Source organism: Bacillus sp. T3 (assembly GCF_033449965.1).
Lineage (GTDB): Bacteria > Bacillota > Bacilli > Bacillales > Cytobacillaceae > Bacillus_BU.
Genome location: NZ_CP137761.1, coordinates 4,187,412 through 4,204,467, shown reverse-complemented (window position 1 = coordinate 4,204,467; position 17,056 = coordinate 4,187,412). Strand labels below are relative to the sequence as shown.

Annotated in this window: 17 protein-coding genes, 2 pseudogenes and 1 riboswitch; of the genes and pseudogenes, 12 read left to right on the top strand and 7 right to left on the bottom strand. The window is 38.0% G+C overall.

The window, feature by feature from the left end:
• Positions 1–119 precede the first annotated feature (119 nt).
• Positions 120–1,370 (top strand): ATP-binding protein, encoded by a 1,251-nt coding sequence (locus RGF10_RS21520; protein ID WP_318505662.1) that lies wholly within the window; start codon positions 120–122, stop codon positions 1,368–1,370.
• 51 nt (positions 1,371–1,421) lie between these two features.
• On the opposite strand, the gene RGF10_RS21515 is transcribed toward RGF10_RS21520, so the two are convergent.
• Positions 1,422–1,736: a DMT family transporter gene (locus RGF10_RS21515; RefSeq protein ID WP_318505660.1), complete on the bottom strand. Its 315-nt coding sequence runs from the start codon at positions 1,734–1,736 to the stop codon at positions 1,422–1,424.
• On the bottom strand, positions 1,736–2,083 hold the full coding sequence (locus tag RGF10_RS21510; protein WP_318505658.1) for a DMT family transporter: 348 nt from the start codon (positions 2,081–2,083) through the stop codon (positions 1,736–1,738). The genes RGF10_RS21515 and RGF10_RS21510 overlap by 1 nt, the downstream gene beginning before the upstream one ends.
• 67 nt (positions 2,084–2,150) lie before the next feature.
• A riboswitch (guanidine-I (ykkC/yxkD leader) is annotated at positions 2,151–2,250 on the bottom strand.
• Between the two features lie 284 nt (positions 2,251–2,534).
• Here RGF10_RS21510 and nrdD (RGF10_RS21505) point away from each other — a divergent pair.
• The 9 genes and pseudogenes from nrdD (RGF10_RS21505) to RGF10_RS21465 form a co-directional block, all read left to right on the top strand.
• Positions 2,535–3,125 (top strand): annotated as a pseudogene (gene nrdD, locus RGF10_RS21505) (anaerobic ribonucleoside-triphosphate reductase); the annotation flags it as partial.
• Between the two features lie 161 nt (positions 3,126–3,286).
• A complete protein-coding gene (locus RGF10_RS21500) occupies positions 3,287–3,949 on the top strand; it encodes a hypothetical protein (protein ID WP_318505656.1) in 663 nt (220 codons plus the stop codon).
• Positions 3,950–4,152: 203 nt separating this feature from the next.
• Positions 4,153–5,421: an anaerobic ribonucleoside-triphosphate reductase gene (gene nrdD, locus RGF10_RS21495; RefSeq protein WP_412176754.1), complete on the top strand. Its 1,269-nt coding sequence runs from the start codon at positions 4,153–4,155 to the stop codon at positions 5,419–5,421.
• Positions 5,422–5,505: 84 nt separating this feature from the next.
• On the top strand, positions 5,506–5,988 hold the full coding sequence (gene nrdG / locus RGF10_RS21490; RefSeq protein ID WP_318505654.1) for an anaerobic ribonucleoside-triphosphate reductase activating protein: 483 nt from the start codon (positions 5,506–5,508) through the stop codon (positions 5,986–5,988).
• A 231-nt stretch (positions 5,989–6,219) separates the two neighbouring features.
• Positions 6,220–6,843, top strand: a complete 624-nt coding sequence (locus RGF10_RS21485) for a TetR/AcrR family transcriptional regulator (protein ID WP_412176656.1) — start codon at positions 6,220–6,222, stop codon at positions 6,841–6,843.
• A gap of 88 nt (positions 6,844–6,931) precedes the next feature.
• On the top strand, positions 6,932–7,816 hold the full coding sequence (locus RGF10_RS21480; RefSeq protein WP_318505652.1) for an ABC transporter ATP-binding protein: 885 nt from the start codon (positions 6,932–6,934) through the stop codon (positions 7,814–7,816).
• A gap of 6 nt (positions 7,817–7,822) precedes the next feature.
• Positions 7,823–8,620, top strand: a complete 798-nt coding sequence (locus RGF10_RS21475) for an ABC transporter permease subunit (RefSeq protein ID WP_318505650.1) — start codon at positions 7,823–7,825, stop codon at positions 8,618–8,620.
• A 42-nt stretch (positions 8,621–8,662) separates the two neighbouring features.
• Entirely contained in the window at positions 8,663–8,803 is a 141-nt protein-coding gene (locus tag RGF10_RS21470) for a hypothetical protein (RefSeq protein ID WP_318505648.1), read from the top strand.
• 8 nt (positions 8,804–8,811) lie between these two features.
• The gene (locus tag RGF10_RS21465) at positions 8,812–9,465 is read left to right on the top strand and encodes an ABC transporter permease subunit (RefSeq protein WP_318505646.1); all 654 of its coding nucleotides are present in this window, start codon (positions 8,812–8,814) and stop codon (positions 9,463–9,465) included.
• A gap of 49 nt (positions 9,466–9,514) precedes the next feature.
• On the opposite strand, the gene RGF10_RS21460 is transcribed toward RGF10_RS21465, so the two are convergent.
• The 5 genes and pseudogenes from RGF10_RS21460 to RGF10_RS21440 form a co-directional block, all read right to left on the bottom strand.
• Entirely contained in the window at positions 9,515–10,243 is a 729-nt protein-coding gene (locus RGF10_RS21460; protein WP_318505644.1) for a hypothetical protein, read from the bottom strand.
• Entirely contained in the window at positions 10,215–10,481 is a 267-nt protein-coding gene (locus RGF10_RS21455) for a hypothetical protein (RefSeq protein WP_318505642.1), read from the bottom strand. The genes RGF10_RS21460 and RGF10_RS21455 overlap by 29 nt, the downstream gene beginning before the upstream one ends.
• A gap of 82 nt (positions 10,482–10,563) precedes the next feature.
• A pseudogene (locus RGF10_RS21450) lies at positions 10,564–11,836 on the bottom strand (MFS transporter).
• A gap of 83 nt (positions 11,837–11,919) precedes the next feature.
• Positions 11,920–13,227, bottom strand: a complete 1,308-nt coding sequence (locus RGF10_RS21445; RefSeq protein ID WP_318505640.1) for an alkaline phosphatase family protein — start codon at positions 13,225–13,227, stop codon at positions 11,920–11,922.
• Between the two features lie 152 nt (positions 13,228–13,379).
• Positions 13,380–14,612 (bottom strand): DUF438 domain-containing protein, encoded by a 1,233-nt coding sequence (locus RGF10_RS21440; protein ID WP_318505638.1) that lies wholly within the window; start codon positions 14,610–14,612, stop codon positions 13,380–13,382.
• 547 nt (positions 14,613–15,159) lie between these two features.
• Between RGF10_RS21440 and RGF10_RS21435 the strand changes: the two genes are divergently transcribed.
• Both RGF10_RS21435 and RGF10_RS21430 read left to right on the top strand, forming a co-directional pair.
• Positions 15,160–16,365, top strand: coding sequence for a DUF2157 domain-containing protein (locus RGF10_RS21435; protein ID WP_318505637.1), 1,206 nt, complete (start codon positions 15,160–15,162; stop codon positions 16,363–16,365).
• The gene (locus RGF10_RS21430) at positions 16,352–16,708 is read left to right on the top strand and encodes a GDYXXLXY domain-containing protein (protein ID WP_318505636.1); all 357 of its coding nucleotides are present in this window, start codon (positions 16,352–16,354) and stop codon (positions 16,706–16,708) included. Before RGF10_RS21435 ends, RGF10_RS21430 begins: the two co-directional genes overlap by 14 nt.
• Positions 16,709–17,056 lie beyond the last annotated feature (348 nt).

The window sequence follows — 17,056 nt, the reverse complement described above, 5'->3', positions numbered from 1 at the left end:
AATTTTCAACTTTAATAATTTTTAGAAAATAAGGAAAATGTAATATAATACTTTTTGAGAAAATGTATACTATTATTTATTAAAATGTTTTTTTTCGATAATGTTGGAGGATTATGTGTATGTTCATAAACGCTGAAGTCGTTTTATTTCAAGTACTTATCGTGCTCTTTCCGATACTTGTCTATCATTTATTTTTTAATGAGAAAAAAAGTGAAAGGAAAAAGCCTCGACCTATACTAATATTTATGATGCTTGTCATCTTAACCTTGGCGATGTTGTTCCCGATTAAATTTTCAGAGGGCTATGTATATGATTTTCGCTTCATACCGTTTATCATTTCTTTTGTTTATGGGGGAACACTACCTGGAATCATTACCGCAGCCGCCTTGATATTTTATCGATTTTTGATTGGAGGAGATGGATTTTTTGTTATTTTAATAAATTATACTTTATCAAGTATTTTTCTTGTTTTTTTAGAAAAAAAGATTGAAGGACTACTAAAAAATCAAAAGCTTATTTTTGCTAGCATCGTATTTTGGGCAAACACAATTATTGTTCTGTTTACTTTGTTTGCACAAAAAGAGGTAGGTCAAATCCAATTTATGTTAATGTTTTATGTGATCACGTGGGTGTGTTTGATGCTCGTAATGGTAATTATTGAAAACGTTGATCAGCGCATCCTATTACGAGAAGAATTGCAGCAGGCAGAGAAATTAAACGTGATTAGTCAGCTAGCTGCATCAGTGGCTCATGAGGTAAGAAATCCAATGACCTCCGTCCGTGGTTTCATGCAGTTAATGGTTGATGATGACAATCTCCAAAGTCAGCAGAGGAGCTATATTGAAATTGCACTAAATGAACTGGATCATGCACAAGCTATTATTAATGATTATTTATCACTAGCTCGGCCATATACAGGCGACCTATCACCGCTTAACATTTCAGATGAGGTTAAAAAAACGGTGGAATTAATGACATCCTATTCTAATATTCAAAACATCACTATTAATACGAATATCCAAGACAAGTTATATATTAAGGGTAACAAGAACGAAATGAAACAGGTATTGGTTAATATCATAAAGAATGGGATTGAAGCAATGGAGATGGGGGGAAACCTGACCGTCAATACGTATGGAAAACATGGAGAAGTCATCATTCAAATTATGGATAGTGGCAAAGGGATGTCAAAAAAACAAGTGAAAAAGCTAGGAACGCCCTTCTATACGACGAAGGAAAAAGGAACGGGCGTTGGACTGACGATCTCGTTTCAGCTCATTCGCGCCATGAAAGGAAAAATCACAATTGAGTCAGAACTTGGACAAGGCACAACCTTCACCCTCCAATTTCCAAAAGTCAAACCACATTAACACTTTAAAGGAGTGGGGCCTGTCCCCACTCCTTTAAAGTGCTGCAGTGTGTTATGAGACGAGTTTTAGGCCGATGACGGAGATGCTGATAATTGTAATGAAAAGGAGTCTTTTCCAATCCTTTGATTCACTGTAAAGAAGAATACCGATGATGGCACCACCAGAGGCACCAATTCCAGTCCAAATTGCATAGGCAGTTCCCATCGCGATTGTTTCCATTGCATAGGATAAAAGAAAAAAGCTGGTCCCAAAACCAAGAATTAAGAGCAATAGAGAAGCCCATTTTCGATCAAGATGATATTTATTAATCATCGCCACTCCAAATACCTCACACAAGCCTGCCAAAATTAACGAAATCCAGGCCATTAACGATTACCCTCTTTCTCGATTAGGTCATGGTCGTCTGTAACGAATTTAAGACCGATTACCCCTGCTAATAATAGCAGGATAAAAAACAGCTTCGCAGGCAGAATTGGTTCAGAAAAAAATATGATTTCAGCTAGGACTGTCCCAGCTGTTCCTAGCCCTACAAAAACAGCATAAACCGTCCCCATTGGCAGATTGCGTCCTGCCATAATGAACGCATAAAAACTGATGACAATCGAAATCAATGTTCCTCCCCAAGTCCAGAAATCGTCTGCATGCTTTAATCCTGACACCCAGCACACCTCAAATAATGCCCCAATGTAAACCTTAGCCCAATCCTTGCTCAAGCTATAAATCCCTCCCAATCTTTAGCACATAGCCATAAAAAAAAGCCTGAGACATACTGTTAATAGTATCTCCCAGGCTTTTATCCTTCCGTGTCACAGTCAAACTGTGCGTTTTCTCTCGGACCTGTCCAGCAAGAACATACTGCGGAACCCTAGAAAACTTTTAAGTTATGCAATTTCCCATATTATATATAAAAATGAAAGGAGCTTCAAGCAATGAACCTAGCGAATGTGAACTGTTTGCAAAAAATCAACCAACCCAAATTTAGCGTATAATCCCAATTACTAAAGGAGTAGTTTTAAAAAAAATCAAGAAAAAATGAAAAATAATTACGTAAAATTTCCAAAATGTCATAAAAATTAAACCAATCTTTCACATTTTTATACCACATGTTGTGATAAGATTACACCTGGTATACTAAATATAGGTTTTAACCGAGAGGGGAAAACTATGAAGTCAAAATTGTATGAAGAATTTAAGGAAATTGTTAACAGCAGTAATAAGGATTTGGTGCAAGAAAACGCCAACGTAGATGGATTGTCACCAATGGGAATGATGATGTTGTTCGCTTCATCCTCTGCAAAATCATTTGTAATCGATCATCTGCTCGCAGACGATGTTAAGCAAGCCTACCAGGATGGATATATTCACATTCATGATCTCGATTTTTACGCAAGTGGCACAACAACATGTAGTCAGATACCGTTGGCAAAGGTTTTGCAGGGCGGATTTAACACTGGGCATGGTCATATGAGAGAGCCGAAGAGCATTACTAGTGCATTAGCGTTAACAAGTATTATTTTTCAAGCCAACCAAAACAATCAGCATGGTGGTCAGTCAATCCCAACCTTTGATTATGATTTAGCACCGTATGTGCGAATGACCTTTGAGAAAAAGAAAAAGATGATCAAAGAGCTGATGGTTGGTGAAATGGCAGAGGAAGTCATCGAAGAGAAAGCATGGGAATTAACCGATCATGAGGTATTCCAATCGTGTGAAGCTTTTATACATAATAGTAACTCGATGCATTCAAGAGGCGGTAAACTGTTTGCCGCGTAATATGGAAACATATTATTAAGGAGCGAGGGAAATCGGTGGAGGTGTAAAGTGTTTGATTTCAGGCACAGCTAATACCGAGCGGGTTGTAATCAGCATTCTGCTAATAGTAGAATACGAAATATTGGTAACAAGGATGATGGGTCTTGAACCTAAAAAAAATTATTCCAAATAACTTTGAATTGCGTGGAGCAATAATTGGTATGTTAATGGGTGATCTTTGCATAACTAAACGAGGGAACCAAAATGCTTACTTTCAAATGACACACTCTAAGGAACAAAAAGATTATATGAATTTCAAAGCCAATATCCTTTGTATGAAGGAAGTTGTAAAAATGAAATTCTATGACCGAAAAACTTTCTTAGAGAAAACAAATAAATATTATGAACAATACCAATGTCATAGCAATAACAATGGGTATGCTACGTCTTTATATGAAGAGTGTTATTGTCAAAATGTAAAGATAGTAAATGAAAAAATCTTAAACTCATTAACTGATTTGGGTTTGTTCCTATGGTATCTTGATGACGGTTATTTGAATGTAAGGTATTACCCTGAAACTACAAAAATAAAAGAATATAGGCTGTTTCTTTATACTATGAATTTTACACTGGATGAAGTGAAGATTATCCAAAAGTGGTTTAGCGAAAAATATGGAATTTTACCGAATATAAATCGTAAACAAAACGGGTACATTTTGTATTTTAACGCAAGTAAGACTAGAAGATTTATGGATATTATTGAACCATTCTATAATCTAGTTCCATGCCTAAACAGAAAGTTTTTAAAGGAATATATTTACCAATAAATCGTATACCCGTGTAACGCATAGAGGTTGAGCGATATGAGAGCAAAAATACCTCCAAGAGCCTTTGCCACCCTAACGGAATAAACGAAGGGTGAAAATATATGCTGAACTAGGTTGGAAAAGACCGACCGTAGCCGCCAATTAGAATGGGTTGGTTGGTGATGAGGGAAACCTCTAGAAGTACTGGATAAAAAGCCAATACGATAACAAATTTGGGACAAGTCCCATTCATCTCCGTAAATCTGGGCACTGACACTTCAAGAGAAGGCAGAATGATCACCAAAAATCTCCTTTTAGCAACACAAGGAGGATTGGGTGGCGGTGAAACACCAATTTTCCCAATTATCGTCTTTAAAGTGAAAACGGGCGTGAATTTTAATGAAGGTGACCCGAACTATGATCTTTACAGACTATCATTAGAAACGACATCGAAACGGTTATTCCCGAACTATGTGTTCCTGGATGCACCGTTTAATTTAAAATATTACGATGGTACGCCACAGTCAGAGATCGCGACAATGGGGTGCCGAACGCGCACAATCTCAAACGTCAACGGGAAAGAAACTCCAGTTGGGCGAGGAAACCTTTCATTTTCAACCATCAACCTACCATTGCTCGCAATTGAGTCAGATGGGGTAATGGATTTCTTTGGCAAACTGGATCATTACATCGATTTAACAAATAAGCAGCTACATGAGCGCTTTCTTTATCAAGCACAAAAAACAGCATCCCATTTCAAATTCCTGTATGGACAAGGCGTTTGGTGGAATGGAGAAATGCTGCATCCACATCAAAAGCTTGAAGAAATTCTTAAGCAGGGGACATTATCGATTGGGTTTGTTGGCCTAGCAGAAGCTTTAGTGCAGCTAACTGGCAAGCATCATGGTGAATGTGAAGAGGCTGCCCAATTAGGCTATGACATTATCCAATACATGCGTGCTAAAATGGATAGTGCAACGGAAGAATATGGAATGAACTACACCCTACTCGCGACACCGGCCGAATCGTTTGCCGGAAAAGCCTGTAAGAAAGCAAAAGAGAAGCATGGGGTGATCCCAGGTGTCACAGACCGTGAATACTTCACGAACAGTTTCCACGTTCCGGTTTATTACAACATCAAGGCTGTTGATAAAATTAAAATTGAAGCGCCTTACCATGAGTTAACCAATGCGGGACACATCACCTACATTGAGCTTGATGGGGATGCTAGCAAAAATCTTGATGCACTCGATACAATTGTAAGAGCCATGCAAAAATATGGTGTTGGTTATGGAAGCATCAATCACCCAGTTGATCGTTGCTTAGACTGTAATCATAAAGGCATCATCGAGAATGAATGTCCTAAATGTGGCAACCATGAGGATAACAAAATTGAACGAATTCGCCGAATTACTGGGTACCTAGTAGGAAGCTTGGATAAGTGGAATAACAGTAAGCGCAGTGAGGAACGGGATAGAGTTCATCACCATTAATCTAAAAGTGTTGGTCGCACTCGGCCAACACTTTTCCCTATTAATCGTGGAAACTCTGTTGTCTAGAAAGGAGGGGAATGGATATTGAAGGTCATGAATATTGTCCATGATAGTATCGTCGATGGACCAGGATTTCGGACTGTTGTCTTTTTTGCTGGTTGTCCGCACCATTGTAAAGGATGCCATAACCCGCAATCCTGGAACGAGGAAAATGGTACTGTGATGAAAAGGGATGAGATTCTGGCAGAAATTAGCGGTAATGAACTGACCAACGTCACCTTAAGTGGCGGTGAGCCATTTCTGCAAAGCACGGAAGTTGCAAAGTTAGCTGAATCAATCCATACACTTGGAAAAACGATATGGTGTTATACTGGATATGAATTCGAACAATTACTTCAAAACCCGGTACATTTAAGTTTGTTAGAACAAGTAAATGTGCTAGTAGATGGGGAATTTGACATTGAACAGCGTGACTTAAGCCTTTTATATAAAGGGAGTCGTAATCAACGGATCATTGATGTGAAAAGAAGCCTGCATGAAGGAAAAACGATATTGTACAAAAATTAAAATTCATGTTGAAACTCAAACAAAACATATACAAAAAAGCTTATTCCATATGAACAAAGGAATAAGCTTTTTTATATATGTCTTAATTAGACGAAGTGTTTGGAAGAAAAATACTTGTGTAAAATAATAGCTAATGATTATGTTGACCAACGGGGTCAACGGGCATATAATGAAATTGACCTAGATGGTCAAAGTTAATAAATGGGAATGAATTAGTTGGAGATGATACCAGTGTTTTCAAAATTTTTAAGCATAGATCAGGAAAAACAAGACCGAATCTTAAATGCTGCCCTAAAGGAGTTTGCAAATAAAGGATTTCAAAAGGCATCAACGAATGAAATTGTTAAGGAAGCTGGGATCTCAAAAGGGCTGTTATTCCACTATTTTAATAACAAAAAGGACCTGTTTGTGTTTTTATATAACCATTTTATCGATCTTATGATTAGAGACATTCATACTAAAGTGAATTGGGAGGAAAAAGATATATTTTTACGCTACAGGCAAATCGCAGCCCTGAAATTTGAATTATTTAATCAATATCCTGAAATGTTTAATTTTATTAAAACTGTCTATAAAGAAGACTCTCCAGAGGTAAAAGGGGCTATTGACCAAAAGAGTAAAGAACTATTAGAAAATGGTTATAAGGATTTATTTGGGGATGTTGACCTTTCAAAATTCAAAGAAAATCTTGATGTTGAAAAAACAGTCAATATCATATTTTGGGCGATGGAAGGCTTTGCATATCGCCAGCAGGATAAAGCACTTTCGGTAGATTTTAATCAAGATTATTTAGATGAAGTGCTTCGAGAAATGGATGCTTATTGTGACATCTTAAGAAAATCGTTTTATAAATAAGTTCAATTATCGTTACGTCAATTTTTAAAGTACGCAGAAAACTTAATCTGCTTACCTATATATTTGGATTGAAAAGGGAGGTTCTAGCATGAATGTAATCGAGATTAACAATCTTACCAAAATGTATGGAAAATCAAGAGGGATTACAGATATCAGCTTTAATGTTGAAGAGGGTGAGATTTTTGGGTTTATTGGTCCGAACGGAGCAGGTAAATCCACGACGATTAGAACGCTGCTATCATTAATTTATCCAACAAGCGGTAGCGCTAAGATATTTGGAAAAGACTGCGTTCAATTTGGTCCTGAAATCAAAAAACAAATTGGTTATTTACCTTCTGAGGTGTTTTATTATGACAACATGAAAGTAATCGACCTATTAAAATATTCAGCTAGCTTTTATAAAAAGGATTGCACAAAAAGAATCAAGGAACTGGCAGAAATCATGAATCTTGATTTAACGAAGAAAATTGATGATTTATCATTAGGAAACAAAAAGAAAGTGGGGATTGTTCAAGGTCTCCTGCATGAACCAAAACTGATTATTCTGGACGAACCAACGAGTGGACTCGACCCGCTCATGCAGCAAAAATTCTTTGAACTGCTTGAGCTTGAAAATAAAAAAGGTGCCACGATTCTTTTTTCATCACATATTTTAAGTGAGGTTCAGAAATTGTGTAATCGTGTAGCGATTATTAAAGAAGGTAAGTTGGTAACAGTCGAGAAGATTAGTACTTTACAAGAAAACAATTATAAAAAGATTAAAATTGATACAAAAGCTACTCTTGCAAATGATTACTTTAATTTAGAGGGCGTGACTAAATTAGAGGTAAAGGAAAATATTGTTAGCTTTTTGTTTAGAGGCAATATCAATACAATTTTACAGAAGATTGCCAATATCGAGGTCACCAACCTATGGATTGAAGAGCCAGATCTTGAGGAGATTTTTATGCACTACTATGAAAAGGAGGCATAGAACGCTATGAATATGTTCATGCATGAATTGAAAGCGAATCGGAAGTCGACCATCGTCTGGTCTCTATCATTAATGATGCTTGCGATTTTATATTTATCGTTTTATCCTTCTTTTGTAAAGGATGCGGAGCAGTTTACTAAGATAATGGAGGGTTATCCAGAGGCGATTAGAAATGCGTTAGGTGTAAACAATGCCAATTTCTTTTCGTTACTTGGCTTCTATTGCTTTCCGTTAGCGTTTATTACCCTTTGTGGAGCGATACAGGCTATGAATCTTGGTACCTCGATCGTCAATAAGGAGGTTCGTGAGAAAACAGCCGATTTTCTACTTACTAACCAGGTTGCTCGTAAGCAGGTCATAACTTCAAAGCTGTTGGCGGCATTTGTTTCGATTATTATCACGGATATTTTATATTTTATAGCAGCGAGCTTCATGGCTTTTCAAGTAAAGACTGATGATTTTAGCTTCAAACTATTTTTCATGCTTTCACTTACTTTATTTTTTATTCAATTAATATTCTTAGCAATTGGATTTATTATTTCTGTTATCTTTCAAAAAGTAAGGTCAGTTTTGACGGTGTCATTAGCGACTGTTTTTGCATTTTACTTCCTTGGGATGCTAAGTGACACGACAAGTGAAGAAGCGAAACGATTTATTTCACCCTTTAAGTATTTCGATACGGGCTACATTATGAAACATTCTAGCTTTGAAGCGAAATTTTTGATTGCAGGCGGCTTGATTATTCTGGTTTCCGTTATCCTAAGTTATTTTGTTTATGCTAAAAAGGATGTCCATTCTGTATAAGGATTTTAGCTAAGCTTGGAGTTGAGAAGGAGGGATTCGTGAATGAATCTGTTTTGGAGAGAAATGAAGGCTCATCGAAAGTCTCTCATTTTGTGGAGTATCGGGATGATATTAATGGTCTATTCTGGAATGGGTAAATACGAGGCGTATTCCTCATTCCAGGTCAATCAATCAACGACCTGATGAAGGATATGCCGAAGTCGATAAAGGCTGTTTTGGGATTTGGAGAGGTTGATTTATCAACACTGGCTGGTTATTATTCTATTTTATTTCTTTACATATTATTGATGGCAACGATTCATGCGGCGATGCTCGGAGCAACGATTATAGCGAAAGAGGAACGTGATAAAACTTCCGAGTTTTTATTTGTAAAGCCCATCTCAAGAACAAAGGCCATTACAGCAAAGCTATCAGTGGCGTTTACGAATGTGGTAGTTCTTAATCTCGTAACGCTGACATCTTTGATTTTGATATTAGGGCTCTTTAACAAAAATGGTGAGGACGTTAATGGAGACATTGTCCTTACTATGCTTGGAATGTTCCTTTTGCAAGTACTATTTATGACAATCGGAGCGGCTCTTGCTTCAATTAAAAAGAAACCAAAGACGGCAGCATCAGTCGCAACGGGTATCCTTTTATTGACGTATTTGTTATCAATCATCATTGATTTGAACGAGGATCTCGATCCGTTAAAATATTTTACGCCGTTTAAATATTTTGAAGCGGCAAACGTCATGTTTGGCAATGGAATTGAGACCATCTATGTCGGTATTTCAATTGGATTGAGTGCTGTTCTAGCATTTTTCACGTACATTTTTTTCAAAAAACGCGATTTAAATGTTTAACGCAGTAAAGCGCTGGGGGTCTGACCCCAGCGCTTTACTGTGTTAAAGTTTACTGTTTGAGGATGAGTTTGATTTGTTGGACGCTTGTGATGGCGTCGATGTTTTCGAGCATAATCATGGGTTTTCCTGTAATAACAATATCTTTAATGTTGATTTCCTGCTTTTTCAGGAGTTCAACAGCTTTAAATAAATTGGTTGCGTCTTTTGGTCCACTAAGTTTAACTTCATACCCACCGCTACACTTACCGTCTTTGATGTTTTTGCCATAGCAATAAAACGATTCATCGATCATCCCGACCGTTAAGCCATTCTTTAACTTATAGCTGATTTTGTTTAGTGCTTTTTCTAGTGCTTGGAAGGTAGCATAATCGCGTTGAAACAAAAAATCATTCACAAGATCGGGATTCTGATTTAATTTGTCCATCAATGCTTTCTGGTCGGTTATCATGTGAATGTTAGGAATGGAGATGGACTGCTTGCTTTGATTATGAGTTATTTTTACGGATGCTATTGATTCATTCTGCAGAAATTTAGCTTGATAGCGATTCAGAGTCGTTATTAAACCAAATAAATGTTCAGTTGACAAAGTATCATGTAACGATATCGGCTTTTTTGAAATTGCACTTACTATTAGGCCATCTTCAGCAGCAGCGAAGACAATTTGATCAAATCCGAGTTGGTGTAATGTTTGTTTATTTTCACTAAGGAAAGGCTGTGTATAACTGTAGGCTTCCTTTTGCTTTCGATAATTATCGCCTTCGACGGTTGAATGAAGCATTCCAGGACAGAAGGATGTTAAATTTTATATTCGGTGGGTTTGTTTGCTGAACAGTGAAGGTGCGATCGCCCATATTCCCTTCATTCTTACTTTCGCGGCTAATAATATCTACAGTAAAGTTATATTTGTCTTTTACATACTCTTGAATGAGTTTGTCAATGTCTGGACCAGATTCACAACCGCTTAAAAGACTAAAACATATAAACATGATGACAATCGATAGCGCTCTCTTAAACATGGTGTTCTCCTTAGTGGATTGGTTGTTTGTATCTTTATTGTAGCGAAAGATGTCGTGCTGCAAAACCCCTTACTTCACTATCCTATTCTAGTTCTGGTTCTGCTGAGTCGAGCTCGGGTTCCGGAACACGGGAGAGAATAATCAGTCCGAGCACGAATAGGATGACTAAGCTGAACACGCCGCTGCCTGAATTTCCAGGTAATCTGAGCTGTAGCGCCTACTAAAAGCGGGCCTAAAATTGCGGCAAAGCGGCCGAAGATCGTATAAAAGCCAAAGAATTCGTTTGCGTTCTGCTTTGGAACTAGCTTAGCGAAATAGGCGCGACTCAATGCTTGAATCCCACCTTGTGAAGAGGCGACTAGCATCGCTAGCACCCAGAAATCCGTTGTTGTTTTAAGGAAAAAGGCATAAATACAAACAATAATATACACGATAATGCCGACATAAAGCATCTTTTTCCCAGTAAAGCGTTTCGCTAACCGTCCATAAAGGATGGCAAATGGAGCTGCGACAACCTGGGTGACAAACAGGATGATTAACAGGTTAGTCGAATCTATACCAAGATCGGTTCCATATGCTGTCGACATCGTAATAATTGTATCGACACCATCGATATAAAGGAAGTAAGCAAGTAGGAATAAAAACAAGGCGCGATATTTTCTAATTTCCTTCAACGTTTTTGCAATTCGTTTAAAGCTATTAACAATCGGCTTCGGCTCACGTTGGATATAATAGCGCTGCTCGACATTGCGAAACATTGGAATTGAAAAAGCGCCCCACCATATGGCTGTGATTAAAAAGGCGATTTGACTGGCAGTTGTCACCGACAGTGGCAATGTACCATTTTGCGCTAAAATAATAATTGCAATACTAATAATAAACGGAATCGTACTGCCGATATATCCCATCCCAAAGCCTCGTGCGGATACCCGGTCCATCCGCTCCTTTTCGGTAACGTCAACAAGAAAGGCGTCGTAAAAAATATTCGCACCTGATGAACCGATAACTGCAACGGTATAAATGATTAATAAAAGCAGCCATTGATTATGAGGCACTAGCGCTAGTAGTGCGGTAAACAAGACACCCATTCCAAAAAAGAAGCTAAAAAAACGTTTCTTAAAGCCTTGATAATCCGCAATCGTTCCTAGTATCGGCGATAGGACTGCTAATAAAAATGTTGCAAACGAAATGGTATAGCCTAAGTATGCGGTTGAATTGGCGGCGCTCACGCCAGCATTGGTAGCTGATGCCTTATAAAACAGTGGAAAGACCGCTGTTGAAATAATGATTGAATAGGCAGACGTTGCCCAATCATAGAGCATCCAGCTGTTCTCTTCCTTTGTAAAACCCTTCATGGATTTTTCCTCCTAATAATCTATTTGTTTTATTAAGATGCTCAAAAAAGAAGGTTACAAATGAGAATAAAAGTTTAAGAGATTTAGTCTGCTAACAATTCCTCGACTATCCGCCCGTCAGTGTCTTCGAGATGGAGTCCTAATAATTTAGCGAAGGTGGGTCCTTCATCAACAAGGTGCATATGTGGAAGGATCGCATTTTTTCGAATCCCTTTACCTGCTGCGATCAACATTGTTGCATAATTTTCTTTTTCTGGTGAATAGCCGTGTGAGGCATAGGTATAACGGTGCGCTTTCACATCGCCTGCCGTGATTGAATCAATATATTCACCCTGAAAATCCTCTTTAAAATAAAATCCTTGCAGTGCTTCAATCATAAAAAGGGCGTTATGATCTGCACCTTTGGCACCAGCCTCCTTGCCAGTCAACACAGTTTCAATTCCGTTCCGTTTGTCTTTTACTAAATAGTGGAGAAGCTCACCAACGGCCTCTTTAGTTTCAAAATCATCCTGGTGCTTGACGTATATATATGCGCTTCCGTCACAGCTTTTGCAATAAGCTTTCCAATCGATCATTTGCCCGCGCTGATCGATTTCGATCAGACCATGCTCATGCAATAAAACGTTAGGCTTTACTGCTTTAGACTCATCGAGTGCACTATGGTCGCCTAAAGCAATAATAGTTGAATTCTCTTCCATTCCACTTTCTTTTATGGCTTGAAGTATTCTTCCTAGTCGTGTATTATGCCGATGAATGGCATTGATTGCTTCTTGAGAAGAGAAGCCATGATAGTGTCTTTGGGTATCAAGATCAGTAAAATGGACGAGAAGTAGGTTTGGTTTTTTGGATTTAATGGTTTGCACGGTAGTTTCTAGGACAAAATCATCTAGCTCAGGCTGATGAAGTCCATTGCGAATATGCCCAAAACGTCGATTCATATCGAGCTGATAGAGGGGGCTACCGTTGCAAAGAGAGACGGCAATTTGATGGTGCCAAGGTCGATTAGCAAAAATTTCAGGCATATTATAATCAATTTTCGCCTTGGCTGTAACTGGCCAAAGCAGTGCTGCCGTGGAAAATCCCGCCTTTTTGGCCTCATCATATAGCGTTGTCCCTTTAATATGCCTGCGCTGCCAAAACCAATCAGGTGAAGGACGACCGGGCTGGAGAAGGGTATTGTTTATTATTCCATGTCGATTAGGGTATTTCCCTGTTACAATCGTGGCGTGGCATGGGTAGGTCACGGAAGGATAAATACTTTCAACATTTTTACAGTATGAACCATATGCAAGCAGCTCGCGGAAATGCGGAAGCTCTTGAAGTATCGGAAAATCTAAAGCAGACAAACAATCAAATGAGATAACAATGAGGTGGTTCGTTAGACGAGTCATAATACCCTCCAACTAAAGCATAATTTAAAAAAACTTTATATATTAAATATAACAGAAAATTATGAATGGAATCGAAGAAATGACACTTCTGTAAAAAAGACACAAAAAAGGCACATGATTGTGGCATCATGCACCTTTTCGAAGCTTTCCTTTTATGAAAGAATACGCTTTTCACCGTCAATTGCTTGAATTGGACTGATGTTTTGTGTGAATTCAAGTGTACCGATGTATTCTCCGTTTTCATCGCGAACAGCGAAGTAGCGAATGTACACATATTTATCCTTAAATTTAATCCAGAAATCCTCGTCATCTTTGCGACCTGCTTTAAAGTCAGCTAGGAGCTCTTCAACTGTATGAACACTTCTCGGCGGATGACAGTTTTGGACTGTTCGACCAATGACTGCTTTAGTGCGAGCAAAGATACGCTCTTTGCCATGAGAGAAATAACGGACGACATCATCCTTGTCAATAAACGTAATATCTACTGGTAAATGGTTCAACATTAGCTCCAATTGCTTAAGAGACAAAACGCAGGTCTCCATTTTGATAAACCCTTCAGAAATGGCGTTGGTTTCTACTTCTTTCCGCGCTGGCTTCCAAACTCCCGCTGGGCTCGTTAAACAAAACCCTATTTCATCACTTTCGTGAGCAATCTTTATCCATTCATCCTCAGTCAAGACAGACAAGGCCATCGGGAATAAAATATTTTCCTCTTTAAAAATCATTTCACTAACTTCGCGAATGACAAAATTCAACTCACTGATTACCGCTTGTTTTTGGTCGGTTGAATAGTTCATTAATTTTCTCTTTGCTAATTTAATTCCATCACGAATGTGATCATCGATTCCCCACATCACCTGTGTTGGACCATAAATACCGTATTTCTCTAAATAAGGAAACAGCAAGTTCTCCTTGCGGCTGTAATGCTTATCGACATCAAGTAATAGATTCAAATCATCAACTAATTTAAACACGTTTTCATCAGAATCTTCTTTTTGGAACCGCTCAAAATGAAGCTGAAGCTTGAAATTAACCAACAAATCAATTTCCTTATTTTCTAGCTTCCACGTATGGATTGGGTGTCCAGGCTGATCCTCAGCTTTATCGGAACGATGAATTTCTTCAATCGAGCCTTTAAAAATGACTGTATGAACGGAGCACAAACGCTGCACCTCAGCAACAGGAATACCTTCCTCCTCCATTAGTGCCTGTTCAAGCTGTGAAATTTCAGCCACACTAATACTTCCAACTGCATCCTCAAATTCAGCTTTTACCTCATCAACACTTTTTCCATTATGCAAATCTTTAATGATTTTCTTTAATATTTCTTGACGCTCTGTATTATTTAAAGTTCCAACTTCACGGTTATTAATCATTTCGCTCATGGTCATTCTCCTCTACCTGTATTTTTGGTATATTTAAGGATTTTGCGTTACAAATGAAATCTATCTCAATCCATTAGATCACGGACTGTTTTCTTTTGGCTATGTTAAAGAATGTTATTGATTTTTGAGCACTCTGTTGATTGGAGCGGAAGGTGCGAGACTCCTGCGGGAGAAGGTGTCACGGGAGACCCCACAGGCGCTAAAGCGCCGAGGAGGCTCCCAGACTCCCCGCGGAAAGGGAGTACCTGCAGCGGAAATCAACACACAAATTTAACAGAGCCTTTCTTCTGAAAAATAATGATAATTTTTCTCAATCACAATGTACCATATCAGAAATTAGTTTATTGTGATGAAAATCACGTAAAGTAAAAAACTTGAGAAGGCCTAAAATGAATCATGAAAGTTCGCAGAAAAATCCAACTTTTTCACGTGATTATTGATAAAATAAAAGTGAAAGGAATGAGTGAACAATTTCTTTCATTACAAAGAATAGGCTCTTTGCACACATAATAAAACAATAGTAGAAACAAATGAGAGGAGTGAGATTATGGCTAAACGTGCAATAAAAAAGCATGAATTTCAGATTTTAAAGCGCGAACTCCAGCATTTGGAAAATACTCAAGTCATTACGCCAGAAAAAGCTATTGAGATACAAGACCTTTATGAAGAACAAAAAAAGCTGTCTTATACCGTAACATTACTGTATATAGGATCGATTCTTATCGGAGCTGGGATTTTAAGCTTTGTGGCAAGCAATTGGGCTGACATGGGAAAGCTATTTAAATTTTTGTTTATCTTGGTTCTATATACTGGCTGCCTGACAAGTGGTTTCTTGATGGAAAAGAATTATCCAAAAACATCAAGGAGTCTTTACTATCTTGGTGGAATTGTGTTCGGAGCAGGAATATTCCTAATCGGGCAAATGTTTCATCTTGGTGGGAATTTCCAAACTGCCTTTTATTGGTGGGCATTAGGAATATTACCATTGGCATGGGTTTTGAAGGACAAATGGCTATTGTTAGCAGCCTCTCTATTTATGATGATTTATATGTCCGAGGGTGCTTTTATCGATCGCGGAGAAATGATTAATTTCTGGGTCATCCTATGGTTAATTGCTATTTATGTCATTAATGATCAAATTGGCTTTTCTAATCTAACCGGTTTTATCTTGGGACTGCTACAACTGCAATTTGTCTGGACCGTCCTGACGCATTTAATGAATGGTGTATTCGAAAATCAATATATATACGGTTTAGTCTATTTAATAATTGGGTTAGCTCTCATCTATTTCCAAGGGAAAATTAGAGAGGTTTACGTATTTTTGGGCCACCTCGTTCATTGTGGAGCGGCGCTGTTGTTATCCTTTGAGGGTTCATGGCCAATTGATTGGATCTATATTCCGTTTTCGATTCTTTATATGTTGTTTGTTTTATATTTAATTAAAAAAGGAAGTTTGTTGAACATCGTTATTCTTTGCATCATGATTTTCCGATTCTATATCGATCTATCCTTAGTATTTTTAGATAAATCGATTGTCTTTATCCTCGGCGGACTGATCCTGCTTGCTTTCGGTTTTTACTTTGAAAAGCAACGAAAAAAGGAGGGAGTCTGTATGAATAATCGGATAAAGTATTTGATTCTCGCCTCCTTAGTTCCAGTTTTAATATTAATAGGGATGACGGTTACACCGCTCTACACCCTTTACAAAGGGAAAGAAATTATGCTTCAAACCATACCAGGTGGACCCATCTGATCCATTTCGTGGTGATTATGTTTCGTTAAGATTTGCGGTAGAAGAAGTACCAACAGGTTTAGTGGATAAAGACATTCTTGACCAAAAGGATGAGCTTTATGATGCAAGGGTATATGTTTCCTTAAAGGAACAGGATGGTGTGTACGTACCAACAAGAGTTTCACTTGATAAACCTGATAAGGGAATTTATTTAAAGGGTAATCTACAATACTTTGGTCGAGCATGGGACCCTGTTAAGCAAATGGAGACAGAAGAAGTGGCCTTTATTCAATATAGCATCGATAAATATTTTGTAGAGGACAATACCCGGAACAGAGTGGGAAAAGGCATCTGCCAAGGGTGAAATAGTCGCCAGGGCAAAGGTGTTTAACGGCTATGTTTATTTAATCGATATTAAGACGAAGGATTAATTGGCCTAGAAGCTGTCCTAAACAAATGGAAATCATTAACGATTTATGATAGAATAAAGTAAATATTAAAAAAATTAAATATTCCCAGAGGGAGTAACTTGCCTTTTATCAAAAAGGATTCAAAGTCGTCATTGCGGTTAATCATTAACCCGGCTTTGAAAAGCTTTAACTAGTTAAGTGAGACTCTGCAGCGAGGATTTATTTGCTGCAGAGTCTTTTGTTTTTAGCTCACCATGCTGTGTTTGTCTTACATATTGCGTGCTTGTATTGGAGGCGAAAGA

Bases quoted from the DNA above. Each gene is read 5' to 3' on its own strand.
- RGF10_RS21515 (WP_318505660.1), bottom strand. From the start codon at position 1,736: ATGGCCTGGATTTCGTTAATTTTGGCAGGCTTGTGTGAGGTATTTGGA.
- RGF10_RS21435 (WP_318505637.1), top strand. From the start codon at position 15,160: ATGGCTAAACGTGCAATAAAAAAGCATGAATTTCAGATTTTAAAGCGC.
- RGF10_RS21475 (WP_318505650.1), top strand. From the start codon at position 7,823: ATGAATATGTTCATGCATGAATTGAAAGCGAATCGGAAGTCGACCATC.
- RGF10_RS21470 (WP_318505648.1), top strand. From the start codon at position 8,663: ATGAATCTGTTTTGGAGAGAAATGAAGGCTCATCGAAAGTCTCTCATT.
- RGF10_RS21460 (WP_318505644.1), bottom strand. From the start codon at position 10,243: ATGCTTCATTCAACCGTCGAAGGCGATAATTATCGAAAGCAAAAGGAA.
- RGF10_RS21440 (WP_318505638.1), bottom strand. From the start codon at position 14,612: ATGAGCGAAATGATTAATAACCGTGAAGTTGGAACTTTAAATAATACA.
- RGF10_RS21520 (WP_318505662.1), top strand. From the start codon at position 120: ATGTTCATAAACGCTGAAGTCGTTTTATTTCAAGTACTTATCGTGCTC.
- RGF10_RS21455 (WP_318505642.1), bottom strand. From the start codon at position 10,481: ATGTTTAAGAGAGCGCTATCGATTGTCATCATGTTTATATGTTTTAGT.
- RGF10_RS21445 (WP_318505640.1), bottom strand. From the start codon at position 13,227: ATGACTCGTCTAACGAACCACCTCATTGTTATCTCATTTGATTGTTTG.
- RGF10_RS21480 (WP_318505652.1), top strand. From the start codon at position 6,932: ATGAATGTAATCGAGATTAACAATCTTACCAAAATGTATGGAAAATCA.
- RGF10_RS21465 (WP_318505646.1), top strand. From the start codon at position 8,812: ATGCCGAAGTCGATAAAGGCTGTTTTGGGATTTGGAGAGGTTGATTTA.